Source organism: Bradyrhizobium sp. CCBAU 53340 (genome assembly GCF_015291645.1).
Taxonomy (GTDB): Bacteria; Pseudomonadota; Alphaproteobacteria; order Rhizobiales; family Xanthobacteraceae; genus Bradyrhizobium.
Genome location: NZ_CP030055.1, coordinates 2,312,543 through 2,333,955, shown reverse-complemented (window position 1 = coordinate 2,333,955; position 21,413 = coordinate 2,312,543). Strand labels below are relative to the sequence as shown.

Sequence of the window (21,413 nt, the reverse complement as noted above, 5' to 3'; positions counted from 1 at the left end):
GGCCTATTTGTGCAACTGGGTGAGACCGGTCGGCGGACCATCGACGCCAGTCCAGCCGCCGTCGACGAACAGCGTGCTGCCGCTGACATAGCTTGCGGCATCCGAGGCGAGATAAGCCACGGCTGTCGCGACCTCGTCGGCACTGCTCCAGCGATTGAATACCGTGTGGCCGGCATAGAGATTATAGATGTCGGGCCGCTGCTTGAACAGGCTGGTCAGCGCGGTCTCCACGATGCTCGGTGCGATCGCGTTGACGCGCACCCCGGCATGGCCGACCTCGGAGGCAAAGCCCTTCACCAGCAAACCGATCGCCGCCTTGGTCGAGCCGTAGATTCCGAGGCCCGGCTCGATGGTCACCGCGCGCACCGAGGAGCAGGCGATGATGCTGCCGCCCTTCTGCTCGACCATGATGCGGCCGAACGCCTGGAAGAACCAGACCGTGCCTTTGACGTTGAGGTTGAGCACGCGATCGAGATCCTCCTCGGTGTAGTCGAGGATGGTCTTGCGGATGTTGAGCCCGGGTGTGGTCACGGCGATGTCGAGCCGCGGAAATTTCTGCATCACGAATTCGGCGAGCGCATTGACGTCCGCAGCGCTCGAAGCATCGCAGCTCGCCGCTTCCGCCCAGCCGCCCTTCTCGCGGATGCCCGCGGCGGTCGCCTCTGCCGCATCAAACGCGCGATCGGCGCACACGACGCGAGCGCCGAGCCCGGCCAGTGCCTCGGCCGACGATTTGCCGATGCCCGAGGCGGCGCCGAGCACCACGGCCGTCTTGCCGGTGAGTTCGAAGAGCTTGCGATAGTCAGTCACGGTCACATCCTTTTCTTGTTGCAGCCAAGCTGCTCGTTGCGCACCAAAGGGCCGGGATACGAGAGGTCCGGGGACAACGTTCGTACACGCGGCAGCCGACCCATCAATCCAAAAACGGCATCGATCGATGCTCGCTTCAACTTGGACTCCTTGCTCTGCGCGCCCTTACCAAGGCCAACGGGGAAATGGATTCAAGGGAGGGTCGCTTGAGCGCTGACAGATCCGTCACGGTCGCCAGAAAATCTCGCGCCCAGCTTTCGGCTCGAGGACAGTCGCGCTCCTGCTGCAACGCAGCAAAACACCCCCTCCTAATCTCCTAGTTGATATCCGCGCAGCTCGCCTCGTATACTAATATATCAATTTGCAGAGCACGCATGCACGCCCGCCCGACGAAGAAAGCAGAGGCTTCGGCTTCAGCCATATCAGGTCCTCGCCGCGGTAAGCCGCCGCAGCGCGCGACTGCCTCGTCGCGTATCTATACCGAGTTGCGCAGCGAGTTGGTCACGATGCGACGCCGCCCCGGCGAAGCGATTTCGGAGTCGGAGATCGCGCTCAGCCATGGCGTCAGCCGGACTCCGGTTCGCGAAGCGATTCTCAAGCTCTCCGACGAAGGCCTACTCGACGTCTTCCCTCAATCGGGAATCTTCGTCTCCCGCATTCCGCTCGCCGCGCTCCCCGAAGCGATCATCATCCGCAAGGCGCTGGAAGAGACGACTGCCCGGCTCGCAGCCGAGCGCGCCACCGCGAGCCAGATCCTGCAATTGCGGTCGATCGTGGAACGCCAGCGCGAGGCGGATGAAGCCGGCGACCGTGTTGCCTTTCACCAGGCTGACGAGCTGTTCCATGCCACGGTCGCCGATGTCGCCGGACATCCCGGCATCTGGACACTTATTCTGCAGGTGAAGGTGCACGTCGACCGCTATCGCCAACTGACGTTGCCGGTCGCAGGGCGCATGACACAAGTCATCGCCGAACACGAGCCGATTCTCGCGGCGATCGAGGCACATGATCCGCAGCGTGCTGGCATTGCGATGGAGCGGCACCTCGACAGGCTGCTCTGCGACATCTCGCAAACTCAGCATACCAATCCGGAGTTTTTCGCCAGCACGGAATGACCGAATCTCGGTCGATGACGACACACACCAACGAATTAATGAGGGAGGACTACCATGAGACGCCGTGATTTCATCAAATTGAGTGCAGGACTTGGCGCTACCACGCTTGCTCCGATCTCGTCGGGCCGCGCCCAGACCAAGGCCGTGTTCAAGGCCGCCGACGTGCAGCCGGTCGGCTATCCGACGGTTGCCGCCGTCGAGAGCATGGGCAAGAAGCTCGCCGAAGCGACGCAAGGCCGGCTCTCGATCCAGACCTATCCCTCAGCGCAACTCGGCGCCGAGAAGGAGACGATCGAGCAGACCCAGATCGGCGCGATCCAGATGCTGCGCGTCAGCGCCGGCGCGGTTGGCCCGATCGTCGACGACATCAACGTCGTCAACATGCCGTTCCTGTTCAAGAACGTGGCCCAATCCTGGAAGATGATGGATGGCGACATCGGCCAGGAGCTGCTCGAAAAGATCACCGCGAGCCCGAACGCCAATCTGGTCGGTCTATGCTGGATGGATTCCGGCGCGCGCAGCTTCTACAACACCAAACATCCGATCAAATCGATCGCCGACATTCACGGCCTGAAGCTTCGCGTGATCGGTAACCCGATCTTCATCGACATGGTCAACGCGCTCGGCGGCAACGGCATCGCGATGGGCTATGACCAGGTGTTCTCTTCGCTCCAGACCGGCGTGATCGACGGCGCGGAGAACAACCCGCCGAGCTACGTGTTCAGCAACCACTACACCGCGGCGAAATACTACTCGCTGACCGAGCACCTGATCATTCCCGAGATCCTCTGCTTCTCCAAGCGGTCCTGGACCGCGCTGTCCGCCGACGATCAGGCGCTGATCAAGAAGTTCGCGCGCGAAGCCCAGCTCGAGGAGCGCGAGCTCTGGAAGAAGTACGAGACGACGGCGATGGAGAAGGCCAAGGCCGCCGGTTGCGAGATCGTGGAGATCGCCGACAAGAAGCCATTCCAGGATGCAGTCAAGCCGGTCTGGGACAAGTATGGCCCGAAATACCAGGCCACGATCCAGCGCATCCAGGCGCTCTGAGCCCACTCGAACCAAGCCAAAGCGCGGCGATCACTCATCGCGCTTTGGCCTTTACAATCCGAACCACCGACAGCGCAGGAAACGAGGATGGCCGCACTGTATCGCCGAGCGATGGACTTTCTCTACCTGTTGTGCGTGATCGTCGGCTGCATCGCACTGGTGCTGATCTCCGCGGTGATCCCGTGGGCGGTGTTCACGCGCTACGTGCTCAACAGCGCGGCTTCATGGCCGGAGCCGATGGCGGTGCTGCTGACGATCGTGCTGACCTTCATCGGCGCTGCCGCCGGTTATCGGCTAAACCTGCACATGAGCGTCGGCTATTTCGCCAAGAAGCTGCCGCCGCTGCTGCAACGGGCGACGGACATTCTGGTCCAGCTGCTGATGGCGCTGATCGCACTGTTCATGGTGATCTGGGGCGAGAGCCTGGTCGAGGTCACCTGGCACAATAGCATCGCCGACTTCCCCTCGCTGTCGGTCGGCGTCACCTATCTGCCGATTCCGATCGGCGGCGTGTGTCTGCTGCTGTTCGTGATCGAACGGATTTTCCTCGGCGTGCCGCCCGACCCGATCGGCAAGCATTCCGAAACCGCCCCCTTCGAGTGAGCCGGGAGTCATCGCAATGGACATCTTCATTCTCCTCGGCACGATGATCGTGTGCTTCCTGATCGGCATGCCGATCGCCTATTCGCTGGCGATGGCGGCAATCGCCGGCGCGCTATCGGTCGGCATTCCCCTGGAAGCCTTGATGCTGAAGATCTCGGACGGCGTCAGCAAGGTGGCGATGCTGACGATCCCGTTCTTCGTGCTCGCCGGCGCCATCATGGCCGAAGGCGGCATGGCGCGGCGACTGGTTGCCTTTGCCGACGTGCTGGTCGGCTTGACCCGCCTGCGCGGCGGCCTGTCGATCGTCAACGTGCTGGCGACGACGTTCCTCAGCGGCATCTCCGGCTCGGCGGTGGCCGACACCTCGGCGATCGGCTCGGTGATGATCCCGCAGATGGAGAAGAACGGCTATCCGCGCGTGTTTGCCACCAACCTCACCATCTCCTCCTCGGTGCAGGCGCTGCTGGTGCCGCCCAGCCACAACGCCGTGCTCTATTCGCTCGCCACCGGCGGCACCATCTCGATCAGCGCGCTGTTCATGGCCGGCGTTTTCCCGGGACTGCTGATCGGCCTCTCGCTGATCATGCTGTGCCTGGTGATTGCCTATCGTGAAGGCCACCCGCAGGGGCGCACCGTGCCGGCCAAGGATGCCATCAAGATCACCGTCGATGCGGCCTGGGGCCTGATCACGCTGGTCATCATCCTCGGCGGCATTCTGGGCGGCATCTTCACCGCGATCGAAGCCGGCGCGGTCGCCTGCATCTGGGCGTTCTTCGTCACCATGTTCGTTTATCGCGACTACAAATGGCGTGACCTGCCGGTGCTGCTGCACCGGACCTTGCGCACGGTTGCGATGGTGATGACGCTGATCGCCTGCGCTTCCGCCGTCGGCTATATCATGGCGCTGACGCAGATGCCGGCGAAGATGACGGCGTTCTTCCTGTCGATCTCGAGCAACAAATACGTCATCCTGCTGCTCCTCAACGTCCTGTTGCTGCTGCTTGGCACGCTGCTCGACATGGCGCCGTCGATCCTGATCGCCACGCCGATCCTGCTGCCGGTGATGCAGAATTTCGGCGTCGACCCCGTCCACTTCGGCATGATCATGCTGCTCAACCTCGGCATCGGCCTGTGCCATCCGCCGGTCGGCGCGATCCTGTTCGTCGGCTGCGCCGTGGGCAAGGTCTCGCTCGAGGAGGTCATGCGCAAGATCTGGCCGTTCTACGGCGTTATGCTGTTCGTGCTGATGCTCGTCACCTACCTGCCGGAGATTTCGCTCTGGCTGCCGCGTCACATCCTGCACTGAAGCGGACCGCGCGCCGGCTTGACGTCGTCGGCGCGTCCCCAGAGCGGCAAGATCACCCGCCGTCGAGACCGCTCTCGGCAAGTTCGCGCAGCGCGTCGGTATCCAGCACGACGATGGCGCCGTGCTCCAGGCGCACCCAGCTGCGTCCGGCCCACGCACGCAATTGCTTGTTGATGCTTTCGCGCGTCATCCCCACCATCTCGCTGATCTCCTGCTGGGTGATCGCGAGGGTGCCGCTGCCGGAGTCGAGCTTGCGCTCCTCGGTGAGACCGAGCAGTGCGCTCGCCAGCCGGCCCGGCAGATTCTGCAGGATCACCTGCTCGACCTGCTGGCTGGTCCAGCGCAGCCGTGCGCAGAGCAGTTCGATGAATTTCATCGCGAGCGCCGGCTGGCTCTTCACGAATGGCAGAAAGTCGCGACGATCGATGATGTAGAGCTCGCAATTGGTGTTGGCCGTCGCATCCGCCGACCGCGGCGCTCCATCAAGTACGGCGATCTCGCCGAAGATTTCACCGGGGCCAATCAGATTGAGAATGGCGTTCCGGCCATCCGGCGAAGAAGAGGAAATCTTCACCGTGCCGGAGATCACCGCGAACAGATTGTTTCCTGGATCGCCCTTGGCAGCAATCGTCGCGCCGCGCTTGACCGTGGTATGCTTGGCGTAGCGGCAGAGCTGGTCGAGCGCTTCCGGATCCAGATCTGCGAAGATCGGATGCTTGCGCAGGACTGACAGTTTGTTGCCCGACGACTGCCGGGGGTCGCCGGTCTTGTCCTGAGGCACGCCGGGACTCCTAAGACTGCGAGGCACTGGAGTTCCTGCGTAGTCAACGTTAGCCGGCTTTTCAACCGGAAAGCAGTAGGAGAGTTTGAAGCAAACACCGTTAGAATGCCGCAATCATGTCCCGAAAAACGCACCCGCAGGGTGCGCCGATGCGATTCGAGCCATGCAGAGTTGCAAAAACAGCAACTGAGGCCTGAACCAGCGTGCGGTAAACCGGACCTCGATGGCCCTGAAAAAGGCCGCGATAGATCCGTCGAGATGCGACTGTTATCTCAGCACATTCAGCGCTTGGCACCGGAATCGAGCCGACCTGCACTGGTCTGCCGGTCTGCCCAAGCCAAGGCTGCGCCAAATACGACAAACATGGTTACGACGGCAATGGTCACCAAAAGTGCGTCAACCGGCATTGTACCCTCCCCAGCTTTGTTCCGGGCAGTATTCGCGACCGATAATCGGCGTCATTGATCCGGATCAAAATTCGCCGGCACGCCGGCAGGACCAGGCTTCAGGCCGCGGCCAGTGCTTCGACTCGCGCAGGATCACGCAGACTGATTCCGCCATGGACGATCTCGATCACCCCGTGCCGCTCCAGTTTGGTGAAGGTGCGGCTAACGGTCTCTATGGTCAGCCCAAGATAGTCTGCAATGTCCTGCCTACTCATCGGGAGAGGCACCGTATTCGACGGCCCCCTGAGCGACACCAGCCGCTCGCGCCAGCCGAGTAGAAACGCCGCGATCTTTTCGTCCGCCGAACGACGGCCGAGCAGAACCATATGGTCACGCGCCTGGCTCAACTCGCGGATCGCCAGCTCGTTGATCCGCTGCAGCAAATGCGGCCGGTCTTCGATGAACCGGCCGAACGGCGCCTTCGCGAACTGGCACGCGGTCACCGCGCCAATTGCGTCGGCCGAAAAATTGTGCCGCCCGGACAAATTCATCCCCAGGAAATCGCCCGGCAGGGCAAAGCCCACGATCTGCCGGCGACCGTCGGGCAACAGCTTGTAGAGCCGCATGACGCCTTCGAGGAGATTGAAAAACGAGGTCGTGATGTCCTCCTCTGAGAACACGGTCTCCCCCGTTGCGAAGTGAACGCGGCGCCCGAGATGCTCGAATTCTCTGAGCTCGGCCGGGTCCAGCGACGCACAAACCGCAAAGCTGCGGACCGCACAATCGTTGCAAAAGTGACCGTTCGGCTCAATCATCGTCACGGAAGCCTTCATCCATAGCTCCAAGCGCTCCCCGGACCCCGCACCCGGCCAAGATCCACCGCGCGGAGTGCATTTTACTGCATCGGGGCAAACCCGATTGACTCAGGTCAAATTTGACGTCCTTCCCCACTCTATTCTGTGACGAGAGTTCGTCGGGACCCATTTCCATGCTGCAAACCGCGCTACGCCACGGCTTGATGATGCTGCTTTTGATCACTCCCGCGCTCGCTGCGCCGACCGCCGAACAACGCGGCAAGGCCTATGCGCGAGCCAATTGCGCGCGCTGCCATGCCATCGATCGTCGATCCGAAAGCCCGCTGAGGATCGCTCCGCCGTTCAGGACCCTGCACCAGCGCTACCCGATCGATACCCTGCAGGAAGCGCTCGCCGAAGGCATCTATACCGGCCACGCCGACATGCCCGCTTTTGAGCTCGATCCCGACCAGATCCACGACCTGCTATCCTACCTCAAGACGCTCGAATAGCCTGTCGGTGCGGTCACACCGCCTGCACCGTCCAGCCGATCAACTCCTTGGCAATGCGGGAGAAGGCCGCGTCGAACGCCGCGACCGCCGCTGTCGGCTCGACCTTGTCGAGTTTCTCATTGGTCTCGACCAGGCGCGATGCGACCACTTTGCCATTCTTGTCGACGATCCGCGCCGACAGCTCGATCTCGGCCCGGGTCTCTCCGTCTGTGGCAATGCGAAAACGCCTGATGTCGATCAGGAGCTGATAGTCTGCCTGCCCAAGGTCGGTCGTCCGTAGCGGAGCGTGCGCAATATCGTAATTTTCGAAACTATCGATCAACCGCGCCTGCACCAACTTTGGAATGCTGTCAGCCCAGAGGAAGTCGGCAAAGCCCTTGATGTCCCCCACCGGCGAGAACAGCATTCGCTGCGTCTGGAGCATCGCGACCGCAGTCGGTTCGGGAATGGCCAGCGGCGCCGACAGCCCTTTGCCGGCCGGTCCGAGATTTTGCGGTGCGCGGAGGTCATAGGTGATCTTCTGCGCAGGCGCGCCACCGCCGGTCATCTTTTCGAGGCCCGCCAGAATGCCGTCGAGCTTGCCGGTGTTGCGCGCAAGGCCGTCGGAGAAGGTCTTGAAATTGGCGATGGTGTCCTTGAGCGGGCCGGAATTGTCCTCCAGCACGGTATCGACGCGCCTGAGGGCATCGCGCGCCGCCTGTGTCATACTCTGGCCCGCGCCGGCGTCGGCGATCAGGACCGGCGGCTCGCCGGAGTTGGCGACGATCATGCCGCCCTCCAATGTCACCACCGGGACGCCGGTCAGTCCCTGGAACTCGAGCCCGACCTTGGTGTCGACGCGCACCGGCGTCGTCGTGGCAACCGAGATGGTCGCGTTGACGAAGCGCGGATTATCGGGCGCAAGGCCAAGCTGGGTCACCTCGCCGACCCGGATGCCATTGAACAGCACGCCGGCGCCGACCAGAAGGCCCGGCACCGGCCCCTGGAACTGCACGTGGTAATTCGTACGCGGCCCGATGCCGCCGGTGTTGTTCAGCCAATAGACGAAGCCGAACACCGCGAGGATCGCGGCCAGCACAAAGCTGCCGATCAGCACATAAGGGGCGCGGGTTTCCATGTCTTATCTCATCTGTGGTTGCAGCATCTGCGAGCGTTTGCCGTGGAAATAGGCGCGCACCCATGGATGCTCGGATTGCAGCAATTCACGCATCGGGCCGATTGCCACGATCTTACCGTCGGCGAGCGCGGCGACGCGGTCGCAGACCGTGGTGAGGCTCGCCAGATCGTGGGTGACCATGAAGACGGTAAGCCCTAAGGTCTTTTGCAGGGTCCTGATCAGCGCATCGAAATCGCCAGCGGCGATGGGGTCGAGGCCGGAGGTCGGCTCGTCGAGGAACAGGATCGGCGGATCGAGCGCAAGCGCGCGCGCCAGCGCGACGCGCTTGGTCATGCCGCCGGACAGCTCCGACGGATATTTGTCGCCATCCTCGGCGCGCAGCCCGACCATCTCGAGCTTGGCGATTGCGATTTCGTCCATCAACTCCGGCGACAGCGTGAGATTTTCGCGCAGCGGGAATTGTACGTTCTGCCGGACCGTCAAGGAGGAAAACAACGCGCCTTGCTGGAACAGGATTCCCCATGCCGCGGCCGCGCCGCGGTCATGCATGCCCCCGATCGGCTGTCCCATCACTTCGATCGCGCCGCTTCGACGCGGGATAAGGCCGATGATGGTGCGCATCAGTACCGACTTGCCGCCGCCGGATGCGCCCACCAGTCCGAGGATCTCGCCACGGCGGACGTCGAGCGACAGATGGTCGAGCACCGTCTGGCGACCGAAGCCGACCACGAGGTCACGGACCCGGATCGCGAACTCTGCTTGCAGCTCAGCCATTATTACATTCCGATCGAGGCGAAGAAGATCGCGAACAGGCCGTCGAGGACGATCACCAGGAAAATCGACTTGACCACCGACGTCGTCGTCTGCCGGCCGAGCGACTCCGCACTGCCCTTGACGCGCAACCCCTCGCTGCAGGCGACGATCCCGATCACCAGCGCCATGAACGGTGCTTTCAGGATGCCGACCTTGAAATGGGTCACGGAGATGGCCTCATGCAGCCGGGCGATGTAGATCGCCGGCCCCATGTCGCCGTAGAATTGCGCGACCAGCCCGCCACCATAGAGCGCGGCAATCGAGCCGATGAAGGCAAGGATCGGCAGCGCGATGACGAGCGCCGCAACGCGGGGCAGGATCAGAACGTCGACGGGATCAAGCCCCATGGTCGAGAGCGCATCGATCTCCTCGCGCATCTTCATCGAGCCGAGCTCGGCCGTATAAGCGCTCCCCGAACGACCGGCCACCATGATGGCGACGATCAGCACGCCGAGCTCACGCAGGACGAGGATGCCGACCATGTCGACCGTGTAGGACTCCGCGCCGAACCGGCGGAAGTGGAAGAATCCCTGCTGGGCGATGATGGCGCCGATCAAGAACGTGATCAGCGCAACGATGGGGATCGCCTGAAACCCGATCCGATAGAGTTGATAGACCAGCGAAGTCAGCCGCAGCGAGCGGGGCCGGCGCACGACGCCAATCACGGCCATGAACAGGGCGCCGAGCATTTGCAGAAAGATCGCAATGTCTTCGCGGGCACCGATCGTAGCCTTGCCGAGATCGTTCAGCCTGAGCAGGACCGGATTGGGCGCAGCTGTCGGCGCTGGTGTGTGGCGGTTGACCTGCCGGACCTCCTCCAGCAGGCCGCTGAAATGTTCGGCCACGCCGGTGATCTCCGCCGGCCGCCCGGTCGATGCGGCCTGGCGCGACAGCTTTTCCAGAACCCAGGCACCGAGCGTATCGAGCGCGCTGATGCCCGACATGTCCAGTGTTACGGCGGTCGCTTCAGAGACGTTCACCCCGACCGATCGGGACAGCATTTCGAGCGTTGCCACGTTGGCCGCAATCCACGGCCCCTCAGGCCGCAATTCCAGCCTATCGCCAGACGGTGTCGCGAGCAGCAGAGGTTCCGAATTCACGCGCGTATCCTCATGAGACGACTGGTCCCCGATTGGTGGTGTTCTAGGCTGGCATGAGGCAACTCGATTGACCTGCCTCAAAAACCGGTTCGCCGTCGCCCAGTTGACGCAAATCAATGGCCATCGGACCCGCTCGCATAGGCTTCCGCCATGCAATGGAGACCGCCAATGTTCGATACCGGCAGAATGAGCGATGAGCTGAAAGCACTCAAGGTCGACGTCACGCGTCTGCTGAGCACCGCTGGCGAGGACATGTTCGAGACGTCAAAGGACCGTGCCGAAGCCCTCGCCGACCAGATCAAGGCTGCGCTGGCCGAGCTCGGCGAAACCGTCAGCGAGGAGCAGGAGCAGCTGCACGATCTCATCACCGAGCGCCCGATGGCCTCGCTCGCTTCCGCCTTCGCGCTCGGAGTGGTCGTCGGCTTCATGCTGAGGAGACATTAGGTGAATACCGAGAACGTGGTCAAACATCTGCGTGCCCTGTGGCGCACGGACAGGATCATCGCGGACATCAGGCTCCGCCACCTGCTGGTCGGGCTTGGCCTGCGGGCCTTCGCGGCGCTGATTGCCGCTTTCGGGCTCCTGATGGTGGAGCTGTCCACCTATTTCGCGCTAGTCCAGATCTGGAGCGCGATCGCCGCTGCCGCCGCGCTCGGCGCCATCAATTTCGCCATCGCCGCGGTTCTCTTCATCGTCGCCGGGCGTCCGCCATCGGGCCGCGACATCGAGCTTGCCAATGAAATCCACGACACATCGATCGAAGCACTTCAAGTCGAAGCCCGCGCGTTCCAGCTCCAACTGACTGGCGCGGTTCATCATCCGCTGAGCACGATCGTTCCGGTGCTGGTGCCGCTGATTGCGATCATCGTCAAGAACATGCGAAAGCCCGCCCGTCAGCCGGCAGCAAGCACGACGCCTGACGCTCGCACGTAGCCACGAGTGTCAGAGCTTCAGCCGGACGTCGCAGATATCAGGCTCATTCGGGTCCTGCTTCACCTCGAAGCCAAGCTGGCGGCACATCTCGAGCATGACGACATTCTCCTTGAGCACGTCGCCCGAGATGGTCTTCAGCCCTTCCGACTTCGCGTAGTCGATGATCAGCTGCATCAGGGCCCAGCCCAGCCCCCTGCCCTTCAGGTCGGACCGCAGCAGGATTGCGTATTCACCGCTCTCGTAGATCGAGTCCGAGTGAAGCCGTACCACTCCGACCATTTCGTTCTTCTCGTCGAATGCGATGAACGCCATGGCGCGCGCATAGTCGAGCTGGGTCAGGCGCGCGATGAACTCGTGGGTAAACTCCTTCATCGGCGCAAAGAACCGCAGGCGGAGATCGTGAGGCGTCACGTGATGGAGGAACTCGTGAATGGTCGGCTCGTCCTCAGGGCGCAGGGGCCGCACCGAGATATGCCATCCGTCCTTGAGCGTGAGACGGCGCTCCCATTGTGACGGATAGGCGCGGACGGCGAAATTCGCGGGGCCCGAACCCGCAAATTTCCGCTGTGGCAGTCCGACCGCGACGCGAGCATCGACGGCCGTCACGCCGGTTTCGTCTGCAAGCAGCGGATTGATATCGAGCTCGCGGATTTCGGGGATGTCCGTCGCCATCTGCGCCAGCTTGACAAGCACCAGTGCGACCGCGTCCTGCTTGACCGCAGGCACATCGCGATAAGCACGGAGCAGTCGCGATACGCGCGTCCGATCGATCAGATCTCGGGCAAGCTGCAAATCGAGCGGCGGCAGCGCGAGGGCCTTGTCGTTGATGATCTCCACCGCCGTGCCGCCCCGCCCAAACACGACAACGGTCCCGAAGGTAGGATCGTCGGCGAGGCCCATGATCAGCTCGCGCGCCTTCGCCTTGACGACCATCGCTTGCACGATGATGCCATCAATACGGGCTTCCGGCCGTAGTTTCTTTGCTCGCGCGAGAATATCGGCGGCGGCCGTCCGCACCGCGCCCGGCGTGGTCAGGTTGAGCACGACACCGCCGACATCGGACTTGTGTACGATGTCGCGCGACAGGATCTTGAGCACGACCGTGGCGCCTTGTGCAAATATCTCGTCGGCATAGGCAACCGCCTGCTCGACATCTTTAGCTGCATAGGTCGGCACCATCGCGATGTCATAGCACCCGAGCAGATATTTGATCTCGACGGGCTCAAGCCATTTCCGACCGTCGGCAATCGCCGTTGCGATGATTTGCTTCGCCGCCGCCACGTCCGGAACGAAGGTATCGGGCATTGCCGGGGGAACCTGGCTCAGTTCGTCGATTACCTCGCGATGCCGGACCAAATGCATGAAGCCACGCACCGCGTCGTCTTCGGTCGGGTAGTTGGGAATGCCGGCGGCGGACAGCGTCGCAATGATCTCCTGATCGGCGCCGACCCAGGCCGCCAGTACCGGCTTGGCCCAACTGCCGTGCTTCGCTCGATATTGGCCGACTAGCTCGGTCACCGTCGTCGCAATCTGGGCCGCCGAAGCGATCGCGGTCTGCACGTTGAGCACGAGGACCGCGTCATTGCCGGAGTCCTCGAGCAACACCCCCAGCGCCGCGGCATAACGCGACGCATCAGCGTCGCCGACGATGTCGATGGGGTTTGCGCCGGACCAGGTCGGCGGCAGCACCGCGTCGAGCTTCTCACGCGTATCTGGTGTCATGGGTGCGGCAATGCCGCCGAGATCCGCCAGCCGGTCGATCGCCAGGACGCCGATGCCGCCACCATTGGTTAGAATGGCGAGGCGCTTTCCCGCCGGCGATCCTATGCGCCCAAGCGTCTCGGCACAATCGAACAGCTCACGCAGATCGGATACCCGAAGGACGCCGGCGCGGCGGAAGGCCGCATCGTAGACTGCGTCGGCACCAGCGAGCGCGCCCGTATGCGTAGCGGCCGCCTTTGCGCCCTGCGCCATCCGGCCGGACTTCACCACCACGACGGGCTTCACGCGCGCCGCGGCGCGTGCCGCCGACATGAACTTCCGCGCGTCCTTGACGGCCTCGATGTAGAGCAGGATGGCGCGGGTCTTGTGGTCCATCGCGAAATAGTCGAGCAGGTCCGCGATGTCGACGTCGATCTGATCGCCGATCGTGACGATCCCCGAGAAGCCGACGCCGCGCTGTGCCGCCCAATCCACCATGCCGGCCGCGATCGCGCCCGATTGCGAGATCAGCGCGAGATTTCCAGCTCCAGGCATATGTGCCGCAAAACTCGCATTGAGGCTGACGCCGGGCATCATGATGCCGAGGCAATTGGGGCCGATCAGCCGCATGCCATATTTCCGGGCAGCCGAAATGGCGGCCTCCTCGAGCGATCCCGGTCCATGATCAAGTCCCGCCGAGACGATCAGGGCGCCGGCCGAGCCGCGTCGGCCGGCTTGATCAATGACGTCGGGAACCTCAGCCGCCGGCGCAGTGATGACGACGAGCTCAGGCACGAAGGGCAGTTGAGCCAGACTGCTCACCGCGACCATCCCGCCGATCTCGGCATAACGCGCATTGACCAGGCCGAACGGCCCTTTGAATTCCGCCGAGCGAACGTTTTCCAGGACTGCGCGCCCCACCGACGCGTGGCGGGGGCTGCCCCCGACAAGTGCCACTGACCGCGGCGACAAGACGTTCTTAAGGCGGTAGGTCGACATGATCATGATCGTCCGATCGGGCAACGGGTCCGACAGTAAACGCTAACCCGAATATGGGTTGAAACGCACCTAGTGCGACATCATCACCCAGCACGGTGGCTGGCCGATGACAGTTTTGGTCACACCGCCCCAGACGGTCTCGTTCAGGCGCGAATGATGGTAGGCACCCATGACGATGGCGTCGACGGCATGGGATTGCGCCCAACTTCCCAGCACCTTGCCGATCGAGCTCCCATTGCCCTTCACGGTTTCGAAGGACGCATAGATCCCGTGTTCCCTGAGATGGTGGACGAGACTGGTACCGGATTGCGCGATCGCCTCGTCCTTGTCATCGGCTACCGTGATCACCTGCACGACAGCAGCAGCCTGCAGGATCGGCAGGGCGTCACCCACCGCACGCGCAGCGCGCGCCGAATGGTCCCAGGCGATCATGACATTCTCGAATTCCGGTCGCAGCGCCTCCACATGCTGCTCCGGGCATAGCAGGAGCGGCCGGCCGGACTGGAACAGGAACGTTTCAACGATGTTTTCGGTTCGGCTGTCGTGCGGCTTCACGGGGATCAAAGCGAGGTCACTGAAGCGCGCATGCTCGGCCAGGGTCGACGCGATCTGGTCGGCCGGGACCCTGTCCGATCGGCTTTGGGCACGAATGCCGACACGCGATGCTGCGCTGGCGAATGCATTCAGAAGCTGCTGCATGTCGCCCGTCTCGCGCACAACGCTGAGTTCGGCGGCCTCCGGGGCATCGGGAAACACCACTTTCGGCCGCACGAAAACATCGTCCTCGAGCGCGAGCCCGGTCATCCTGGCGCCGAGATCGGCGGCAACAGCGACGCATTTCTCGATCGCGGCGAGCGCGGGCCCGCTCGGCTGACCGACCAGCGGCAGAAAGACGTCCTTGATGGGCATCGGGATTCTCCTTCGCAGCCAAAATAGGCCGCTTTTCGTGAGAACCCTTGATTCTCGTCAAGGCGGGGAACGCCGTCCGGCCAGGCGACGGCCGTCGTTGACTGAAGTCAAGGACTGGCTGTTCCGTCAGTCTATGGCTATGCAATCGGAGCGGTTCGCCCCGGAGAGACCTATGCGTGCGATGGTGTTGCCGGCTCCACGAGCGCGACTCCGAATGGAGGAGCGGCCTGACCCAATCCCCGGCGATGGCCAGATCCGGGTGAAGATCAGCGCTTGCGGGGTATGCCGGACTGACCTGCACGTCGTTGACGCCGAGTTGCCTGGTGTTCGCTATCCTGTTGTGCCCGGCCATGAGATCGTTGGCCGGGTCGATCTCGTTGGCCCCAATGTTGCAGCACACGCGCCTGGTGATCGGGTCGGCATTCCCTGGCTCGGCTCTACGTGCGGGAACTGTCGATTCTGCCGGGAGGGCATGGAAAACCTGTGCGACACGCCGCTGTTCACCGGCTACACGCGTGACGGCGGCTACGCAACGCACACCATCGCCGACGCCCGCTATGCGTTTCCACTCGACGAAAGCAGCGATGATGTGGAGATCGCTCCTCTGCTGTGCGCCGGGCTGATCGGCTGGCGCTCGCTGGTGCTGGCTGGTCCTGCGGAGAGGCTCGGTCTCTACGGTTTTGGCGCGGCCGGCCATATCATCGCGCAAGTCGCAGTCTGGCAGAGACGATCTGTCTATGCATTCACACGGCGCGGCGATGAGGCCGCACAAGACCTCGCGCGGCGTCTTGGTGCCGTCTGGGCAGGAGCGTCTGACGAGATGCCCGCCGAACCGCTCGACGCCGCCATCATTTATGCACCAGCCGGCGAACTTGTCCCGACCGCGTTGCGCGCCGTCCGAAAAGGCGGACGCGTCGTGTGCGCCGGCATCCACATGACCGACATTCCGAGCTTTCCGTATGATTTGCTCTGGGAGGAACGGCAGTTGATCTCGGTCGCCAATCTGACCCGGCAGGATGGCCTGGATTTTCTCAGGATCGCGCCGCAGGCCGGCGTGCGCACCGAGACGACGGCATTTCCGCTGGATCAAGCCAACGAGGTTCTGGGCATGCTGCGGAACGGCCAGATTCTGGGCGCGGCCGTCCTGACGCCCTGACGGTGCCTCCGATGCCTGCTTCGATAACAGATCAAACGGCGGTCCAGGAACGGATCTTCCAGACCCTGGCTGGACATCCGGGCGTGACGCGGATCGATACGCACGGCGCCTCGGTCTTTCTCGACGGCGATCGCGCGTTGAAGATCAAGCGGGCCGTGCGATTTCCCTTTCTCGACTATTCGACGCTTGAGAAGCGCAAGGCGGCCTGCGAGGAGGAAATCCGCATCAACCAACCACTGGCGCCTCAGATCTACCACGGCGTCATCGCGATCACCGAAGAGCCGAACGGCTCGGTGACAGTCGACGGCCGCGGGCAACCGATCGAGTATGCAGTCGACATGTCACGCTTCGACGAAAACCGGACGCTGGACCATCTGGCCAAGGCCGGCCCGCTGGATGCAGAACTTGCCTCAGCCATCGCCGAGGCAATCGCAGCTTCGCACACCGCGGCAACGCCCGCCGACCGGAAGGAATGGGTCTCTTCCATCCCTGCCCTGATCGATGGCAACAGCGACGGCCTGCGGACCGATCACCATTTCGACGCGGCGGCGATCGCACAGCTCGGCAAAGCCTCGCACGAGGCATTTGTGCGCATACGCCAATTGCTCGAGGAGCGCAATCGTCAGGGCTTCGTGCGGCGCTGCCATGGCGATCTGCATCTTGCGAATATCGTGCTGATCGACCAGCACCCCGTGCTGTTCGACGCCATCGAATTCGACGAGCGGATGGCAACGGTCGACGTGCTCTACGACCTCGCATTCACGCTGATGGACCTGCTCCGCCACGACCAGCCGCTTGCCGCCAACGCCGTCTTGAACCGGTATCTCGCCGTCACACCGCCCGGAAATCTGGACGGGCTTGCCACCTTGCCGTTGTTCATGTCCATCCGGGCCGCAATCCGCGCCCAAGTGGCCTTGGCACGGCTGAAGCGCCCGCATGCCAGCGAGTCCGACATCCCCGATGATGCACGCCGCTATTTCGACCTTGCGCGTACGCTGATCCAGCCTGCCGCTCCCCAGCTGGTCGCGGTGGGCGGACTGTCCGGCACCGGCAAATCGGTCCTGGCGCGCTCGCTCGCGCCGGCCTTCGCGCCGCAGCCGGGTGCCGTCGTCTTGCGCAGCGACGTCATCCGCAAGCAGATGTTCGGAGTCGCCGATACCGACCGGCTGCCGCCATCCGCATACACCCCCGAGCTTGCAGCCCGCGTTTACGAAGCCTTGGCCGAGCGCGCGCGGCGCACGCTGACCCAGGGTCATTCGGCGATCGTAGACGGCGTCTTCGCCCGTGATGTCGAACGGGACGCCTTCGCGAGGCTCGCCCGGGAATACAACGTGTCTTTCACCGGCCTCTTCCTGGTCGCGGATCTGACGACCCGGCAGACCCGAATCGGAAATCGTAGTGGAGACGCATCCGATGCCACGCAAGAGGTTGCCGCGATGCAAGAGCACTATAATATCGGCCACATCGGTTGGGCGACCATCGATGCATCCGGGACGCAAGATCAGACGCTGCAGCGCTGCCGGGACGCCATCGCCGAAGGCAGGTAAGGCAATCTGATTGGCGCGGGCTAGCATGGCGCGACCCACCACGAGTTCGACGGCGGCCGGCCGCTCCAAACCGGCGACGAGCGGCAATCCGCTGCCGGGTCGCCTCAGCCCCGGCATGGCCTGCGACACGGCGTTTCGGATCGTCGCCCGCCGTCACCTTGCCGCGGTCCTGGCCCAGCACGACGGCACCTGCCGCGGCGATCCGGAGGCGCTCCACCAGATCCGCATCGCGCTGACCCATCTGCGGACCGCGATTCGCTTCTTTTCGCCAATGGTCGACGATGCGCTGCGCGCAGAGATCTGGGTCGAGCTGAAATGGCTGAACAGCCAGCTCGGCATGGTGCGAGACCTCGATGTCGCCATCGAACGCGTGGTAGCAGAAGCGGGCGACGAACTCGGCGTGATCGCCGAGCTCCAGCACTGGGACGAAAAGCGCGCCGAAAGCCATCGCCTGTTGACCCGCGCCCTGCAATCGGCGCGATATCGCCGTCTGGTCGAGCAGACTTCGAGCTGGATCGAGAGTGGTCCCTGGTCAACCAGACGCAGCAAGGAGGCTATCAGACTTCGGCGCTGCCCGCTCGCCGACCACGCAGCTGCGCAATTGTCCGATTGGGAAAGGACGCTGCTCAGGAAGGCCCGGAAGCTGCGCAAGCTCGACGTCGAGAAGCGGCACAAGCTGCGGATTCTCAACAAGCGACTGACCTATTCGATCGAGTCGCTGGAGGACCTATTTACCGACAAGTCGCTGAAGAAGCAGAGGTCGGTTCTCAAGCAATTGCGAAGAGCGCAGAAGTCGCTCGGCCAGCTGAACGACGATGCGCGCGGTCAGACGCTGGCCGCGTCATTGAACGAAGCTGTTCCCGGAGCCGGCATTCGCTTTCTCGACCGCAAGCGCGAGAAGAAGCTGCTGCAAACGGCTTCGACGGCCTATCGCAAACTTGACAAAGCCAAGCCTTTCCGGTCCTCCGACCTCACGCCGGATTCGGAGCCAGAGGATTAGGTGCGGACGTAGTCGCCGGGTGCATCGGGGAGGCTATCAATGTCGCCATTGCCGATCGGCGGCGGATCGCAGAGCTCGCCGGACTTCGCGATGAGCCAGCGCGCCCATTCCGGCCACCACGATCCCTCGGCATGAGGCGCGAGCTTCAGCCATTCGTCCGGGCCCACATAGGGCGCATCGGCAGCCTTGGTCATGACCTGATAGCTGTGTCCGGGCTCGTCGGGCGGCGCAACGACGCCGGCATTATGGCCACCGCTGGTCAGCAGGAAGGTCAGGTCGGCGTCGACCTGGTAGTGGATCTTGTGCACGGATCGCCACGGTGCCACGTGATCGGCGAGCGTACCGACCACGAACATCGGCGTATGGATATCGGAGAGCGAGATACTCTTGTCCTCGACCTGGTACCGTCCCTCGGCAAGATCGTTGTCTAGGAACAGCTTGCGGAGATATTCGGAGTGCATCCGATAGGGTAGCCGCGTCGCGTCGGCGTTCCAGGCCATCAGATCGCTCGGCGACGACGCCTCGCCCATCAAATAGTCATGCGACAACCGCGACCAGATCAGGTCGTTCGAACGCAGCAGCGCAAATGCGGCGGCCATCTGCGCCGTATCGAGATAGCCTCGCTGCCACATCATGTCTTCGAGGAAGGCGACCTGGCTTTCATTGATGAAGAGCGTCAGCTCGCCGGCCTCGGTGAAGTCAGTCTGCGCGGCCAGCAGAGTGATGGTGCCGAGACGATCGTCGCCGTCGCGCGCCATCGCGGCGGCGGCGATCGACAACAAGGTGCCGCCGAGACAATAGCCGAGCGCGTGGATCTTCCGAGACGGAACGATGGGGCCGATCGCGTCCAACGCAGCCATCACACCCTGCTTGCGATAATCGTCAAATGCGACATCCCGATCTCTGGCGCCCGGATTGCGCCAGGAGATCGCGAAGACGGTAAAACCCTGTTCGGTTAGATATCTGACCAATGAATTCTTCGGCGACAGATCGAGAATGTAATATTTCATGATCCAGGCTGGCACGATCAGGACCGGCTCGGGCCGCACTTGGGCCGTGGTCGGCTGGTACTGGATCAGCTCGATCAGCTCATTGCGGTAGACGACCTTGCCCGGCGAAGCCGCCATCGTCTTGCCGACGACAAACTGCTCACTGGCTGTGGGCCTTGCCGCCGCGAGCGTCCGCATGAGATCGCCGCACCAGTTCTGCCAGCCGAAGACGAAATTCTCTCCGCCGCTCTGAAATGCCTTTTCCAGCACTTTCGGGTTGGTCATCGCGAAGTTCGACGGCGCCAGCATGTCGAGCAGCTGGCGGACGGAGAATTCGACGATGGCCTCATTCGCGCGCGAGACGCCACGCACCCCGGTCGTGGCATCGTGCCACCAGCGCTCGCCGAGCAGAAACGCCTGCGCAAGAATGTTAAAGTGCGCAACTTCCCATTGCGAATCCTTGAAACGGCGATCCCGCCCCTCCGGCCGGATCACGGACCAGGGCTTTTGCTCTGGCGAGGTTGTATGCGCCGCGGCATCCAGCAAACGGGCGGAGTCACGGATAGCATTGTTGGCGATCTCCATCCGACGTTGCGGCGCGACGGCGAGGTGACAGCTCCAATCGAGCCAGGCAAGCAGCAAGGCCGCCGGCGAGAGCCCGCCCGTGAACCGTGCCAGTATCGCGTGGAACGTGCGGTCGATAGGATAAGGTTCTAACGCCTGCTTGACGGCTGGCTCTTCCCCGGCCGGCTCGGCTCTCGGCACCGAGGGAACGACGTCAACAGCTGAGTCGAGCACTGGCGCCGGCTGTTCGGACCGAGGAAGGATTTGCACGACGTTCATGGCCAAGGATTCCCGCACGCTGCTGGTCGTATATGGAGAACAGGATATGGATCATCCGCCGTGGGAACGTTGAGCTGCATCAATTCCGGCTGTCGATCACAATTGCTTAACCAGCAAAGGCCGACCTTGTCCTCTTGACCTGCGTCAAACCGTACAGCAGCGCCTGATCTAGATCTTCGTCATCAAAGTTCGACAAGCCAGCGGAGCATTCCATGCGCGCCCACCAGATCATGACCCGGTCGGTTATCTCGGTCACGCCCGACACCAGTATCGTCGAGGCAGCGAACATCATGTTGAAGCGTCACGTCAGCGGCCTGACTGTGGTCAACGACAGTGGCAGGCTGGTCGGCGTGGTCTCGGAAGGCGACTTCATCCGTCGCAGCGAAATCGGCACCGGACGCAAGCGCGGCCGCTGGCTGCGGTTCATTATCGGCGCCGGAAAGTCAGCCAGCGACTTCGTCCACGAGCACGGTCGCAAGGTTTCGGAGGTCATGACCACTTCGCCGGTCACCATCACCGAGGATACTGCGCTCGCCGAGATCGTCGATCTCATGGAACGCAACAACATCAAACGCCTGCCGGTGGTGCGCGGCGACCAAGTTGTCGGCATCGTGTCACGCGCCAACCTGCTGCAGGCCGTGGCCGGCCTCGCTCGCGAGGTGCCGGATCCGACCGCTGATGACGATCACATCCGCGGCCGCATCATCGATGCCATGGAGAAGCATGACTGGTGCCCGTTCGGGCTGAACGTCATCGTGCGCGACGGCATCGTTCACTTGAGCGGCGTCATCACCGAGGAGCCCGCGCGGCAGGCGGCGATCGTTGCAGCCGAGAACGTCGAAGGGGTGAAGAAGGTGCACGACCATCTGTGCTGGGTCGACACCATGTCCGGCGTCTATCTGAACTCCCCCGAAGACGATGATCTCGCCAAAGCAAGCTGAAACGGCGAGCT

General features: G+C 63.0%; 20 protein-coding genes. 11 read left to right on the top strand and 9 right to left on the bottom strand.

From position 1 onward, the window contains the following. Positions 1 to 3: 3 nt before the first annotated feature. On the bottom strand, positions 4 to 810 hold the full coding sequence (locus XH89_RS10985) for an SDR family NAD(P)-dependent oxidoreductase (RefSeq protein ID WP_194467078.1): 807 nt from the start codon (positions 808 to 810) through the stop codon (positions 4 to 6). 506 nt (positions 811 to 1,316) lie between these two features. On the opposite strand from XH89_RS10985, the gene XH89_RS10980 reads away from it, so the two are divergent. The 4 genes from XH89_RS10980 to XH89_RS10965 all read left to right on the top strand — a co-directional run bounded on the left by XH89_RS10980 (position 1,317) and on the right by XH89_RS10965 (position 4,881). Then, on the top strand, positions 1,317 to 1,925 hold the full coding sequence (locus tag XH89_RS10980) for a GntR family transcriptional regulator (RefSeq protein ID WP_246767793.1): 609 nt from the start codon (positions 1,317 to 1,319) through the stop codon (positions 1,923 to 1,925). 54 nt (positions 1,926 to 1,979) lie between these two features. Then, positions 1,980 to 2,972 (top strand): TRAP transporter substrate-binding protein, encoded by a 993-nt coding sequence (dctP, locus tag XH89_RS10975; protein WP_194467076.1) that lies wholly within the window; start codon positions 1,980 to 1,982, stop codon positions 2,970 to 2,972. 87 nt (positions 2,973 to 3,059) lie between these two features. Further along, the gene (locus XH89_RS10970; RefSeq protein ID WP_194467075.1) at positions 3,060 to 3,575 is read left to right on the top strand and encodes a TRAP transporter small permease; all 516 of its coding nucleotides are present in this window, start codon (positions 3,060 to 3,062) and stop codon (positions 3,573 to 3,575) included. 16 nt (positions 3,576 to 3,591) lie between these two features. Further along, on the top strand, positions 3,592 to 4,881 hold the full coding sequence (locus XH89_RS10965) for a TRAP transporter large permease (protein ID WP_194467074.1): 1,290 nt from the start codon (positions 3,592 to 3,594) through the stop codon (positions 4,879 to 4,881). A gap of 52 nt (positions 4,882 to 4,933) precedes the next feature. On the opposite strand, the gene XH89_RS10960 is transcribed toward XH89_RS10965, so the two are convergent. After that, the gene (locus XH89_RS10960) at positions 4,934 to 5,662 is read right to left on the bottom strand and encodes a Crp/Fnr family transcriptional regulator (RefSeq protein ID WP_194467073.1); all 729 of its coding nucleotides are present in this window, start codon (positions 5,660 to 5,662) and stop codon (positions 4,934 to 4,936) included. A gap of 505 nt (positions 5,663 to 6,167) precedes the next feature. Beyond that, positions 6,168 to 6,881, bottom strand: a complete 714-nt coding sequence (locus tag XH89_RS10955) for a Crp/Fnr family transcriptional regulator (protein WP_194467072.1) — start codon at positions 6,879 to 6,881, stop codon at positions 6,168 to 6,170. Positions 6,882 to 7,036: 155 nt separating this feature from the next. On the opposite strand from XH89_RS10955, the gene XH89_RS10950 reads away from it, so the two are divergent. Next, on the top strand, positions 7,037 to 7,354 hold the full coding sequence (locus tag XH89_RS10950) for a cytochrome c (protein WP_194467071.1): 318 nt from the start codon (positions 7,037 to 7,039) through the stop codon (positions 7,352 to 7,354). Positions 7,355 to 7,367: 13 nt separating this feature from the next. Here XH89_RS10950 and XH89_RS10945 read toward each other — a convergent pair whose 3' ends face one another. The 3 genes from XH89_RS10945 to XH89_RS10935 are packed head-to-tail and all read right to left on the bottom strand — an operon-like array spanning position 7,368 to position 10,384. Then, on the bottom strand, positions 7,368 to 8,471 hold the full coding sequence (locus XH89_RS10945) for an ABC-type transport auxiliary lipoprotein family protein (protein ID WP_194467070.1): 1,104 nt from the start codon (positions 8,469 to 8,471) through the stop codon (positions 7,368 to 7,370). Positions 8,472 to 8,474: 3 nt separating this feature from the next. Beyond that, complete coding sequence (locus XH89_RS10940) at positions 8,475 to 9,245, bottom strand: ABC transporter ATP-binding protein (protein WP_194467069.1); 771 nt, start codon at positions 9,243 to 9,245, stop codon at positions 8,475 to 8,477. Positions 9,246 to 9,247: 2 nt separating this feature from the next. Beyond that, positions 9,248 to 10,384 carry an ABC transporter permease gene (locus XH89_RS10935; protein WP_194467068.1) on the bottom strand — a complete coding sequence of 379 codons (1,137 nt, stop codon included), beginning with the start codon at positions 10,382 to 10,384 and terminating at the stop codon, positions 9,248 to 9,250. A gap of 168 nt (positions 10,385 to 10,552) precedes the next feature. Here XH89_RS10935 and XH89_RS10930 point away from each other — a divergent pair, with 168 nt between their 5' ends. Both XH89_RS10930 and XH89_RS10925 read left to right on the top strand, forming a co-directional pair. Beyond that, positions 10,553 to 10,828: a hypothetical protein gene (locus XH89_RS10930; protein WP_194467067.1), complete on the top strand. Its 276-nt coding sequence runs from the start codon at positions 10,553 to 10,555 to the stop codon at positions 10,826 to 10,828. Next, positions 10,829 to 11,317 carry a phage holin family protein gene (locus XH89_RS10925; RefSeq protein ID WP_194467066.1) on the top strand — a complete coding sequence of 163 codons (489 nt, stop codon included), beginning with the start codon at positions 10,829 to 10,831 and terminating at the stop codon, positions 11,315 to 11,317. Between the two features lie 9 nt (positions 11,318 to 11,326). Here XH89_RS10925 and XH89_RS10920 read toward each other — a convergent pair whose 3' ends face one another. After that, on the bottom strand, positions 11,327 to 14,017 hold the full coding sequence (locus tag XH89_RS10920; protein ID WP_194467065.1) for a bifunctional acetate--CoA ligase family protein/GNAT family N-acetyltransferase: 2,691 nt from the start codon (positions 14,015 to 14,017) through the stop codon (positions 11,327 to 11,329). A 69-nt stretch (positions 14,018 to 14,086) separates the two neighbouring features. Next, the gene (locus XH89_RS10915; RefSeq protein WP_194467064.1) at positions 14,087 to 14,926 is read right to left on the bottom strand and encodes a universal stress protein; all 840 of its coding nucleotides are present in this window, start codon (positions 14,924 to 14,926) and stop codon (positions 14,087 to 14,089) included. Between the two features lie 172 nt (positions 14,927 to 15,098). Between XH89_RS10915 and XH89_RS10910 the strand changes: the two genes are divergently transcribed. The 3 genes from XH89_RS10910 to XH89_RS10900 are packed head-to-tail and all read left to right on the top strand — an operon-like array spanning position 15,099 to position 18,629. Continuing rightward, complete coding sequence (locus tag XH89_RS10910) at positions 15,099 to 16,082, top strand: zinc-dependent alcohol dehydrogenase family protein (protein ID WP_194468442.1); 984 nt, start codon at positions 15,099 to 15,101, stop codon at positions 16,080 to 16,082. An 11-nt stretch (positions 16,083 to 16,093) separates the two neighbouring features. Then, positions 16,094 to 17,629 (top strand): AAA family ATPase, encoded by a 1,536-nt coding sequence (locus XH89_RS10905; RefSeq protein WP_371825206.1) that lies wholly within the window; start codon positions 16,094 to 16,096, stop codon positions 17,627 to 17,629. A 25-nt stretch (positions 17,630 to 17,654) separates the two neighbouring features. Then, complete coding sequence (locus tag XH89_RS10900; RefSeq protein ID WP_194467063.1) at positions 17,655 to 18,629, top strand: CHAD domain-containing protein; 975 nt, start codon at positions 17,655 to 17,657, stop codon at positions 18,627 to 18,629. Here the strand turns inward: XH89_RS10900 and XH89_RS10895 are convergent. Then, entirely contained in the window at positions 18,626 to 20,461 is a 1,836-nt protein-coding gene (locus tag XH89_RS10895) for an alpha/beta hydrolase (protein ID WP_194467062.1), read from the bottom strand. The genes XH89_RS10900 and XH89_RS10895 overlap by 4 nt on opposite strands. 212 nt (positions 20,462 to 20,673) lie before the next feature. On the opposite strand from XH89_RS10895, the gene XH89_RS10890 reads away from it, so the two are divergent. Further along, entirely contained in the window at positions 20,674 to 21,402 is a 729-nt protein-coding gene (locus tag XH89_RS10890; RefSeq protein WP_194467061.1) for a CBS domain-containing protein, read from the top strand. Positions 21,403 to 21,413: the final 11 nt, after the last annotated feature.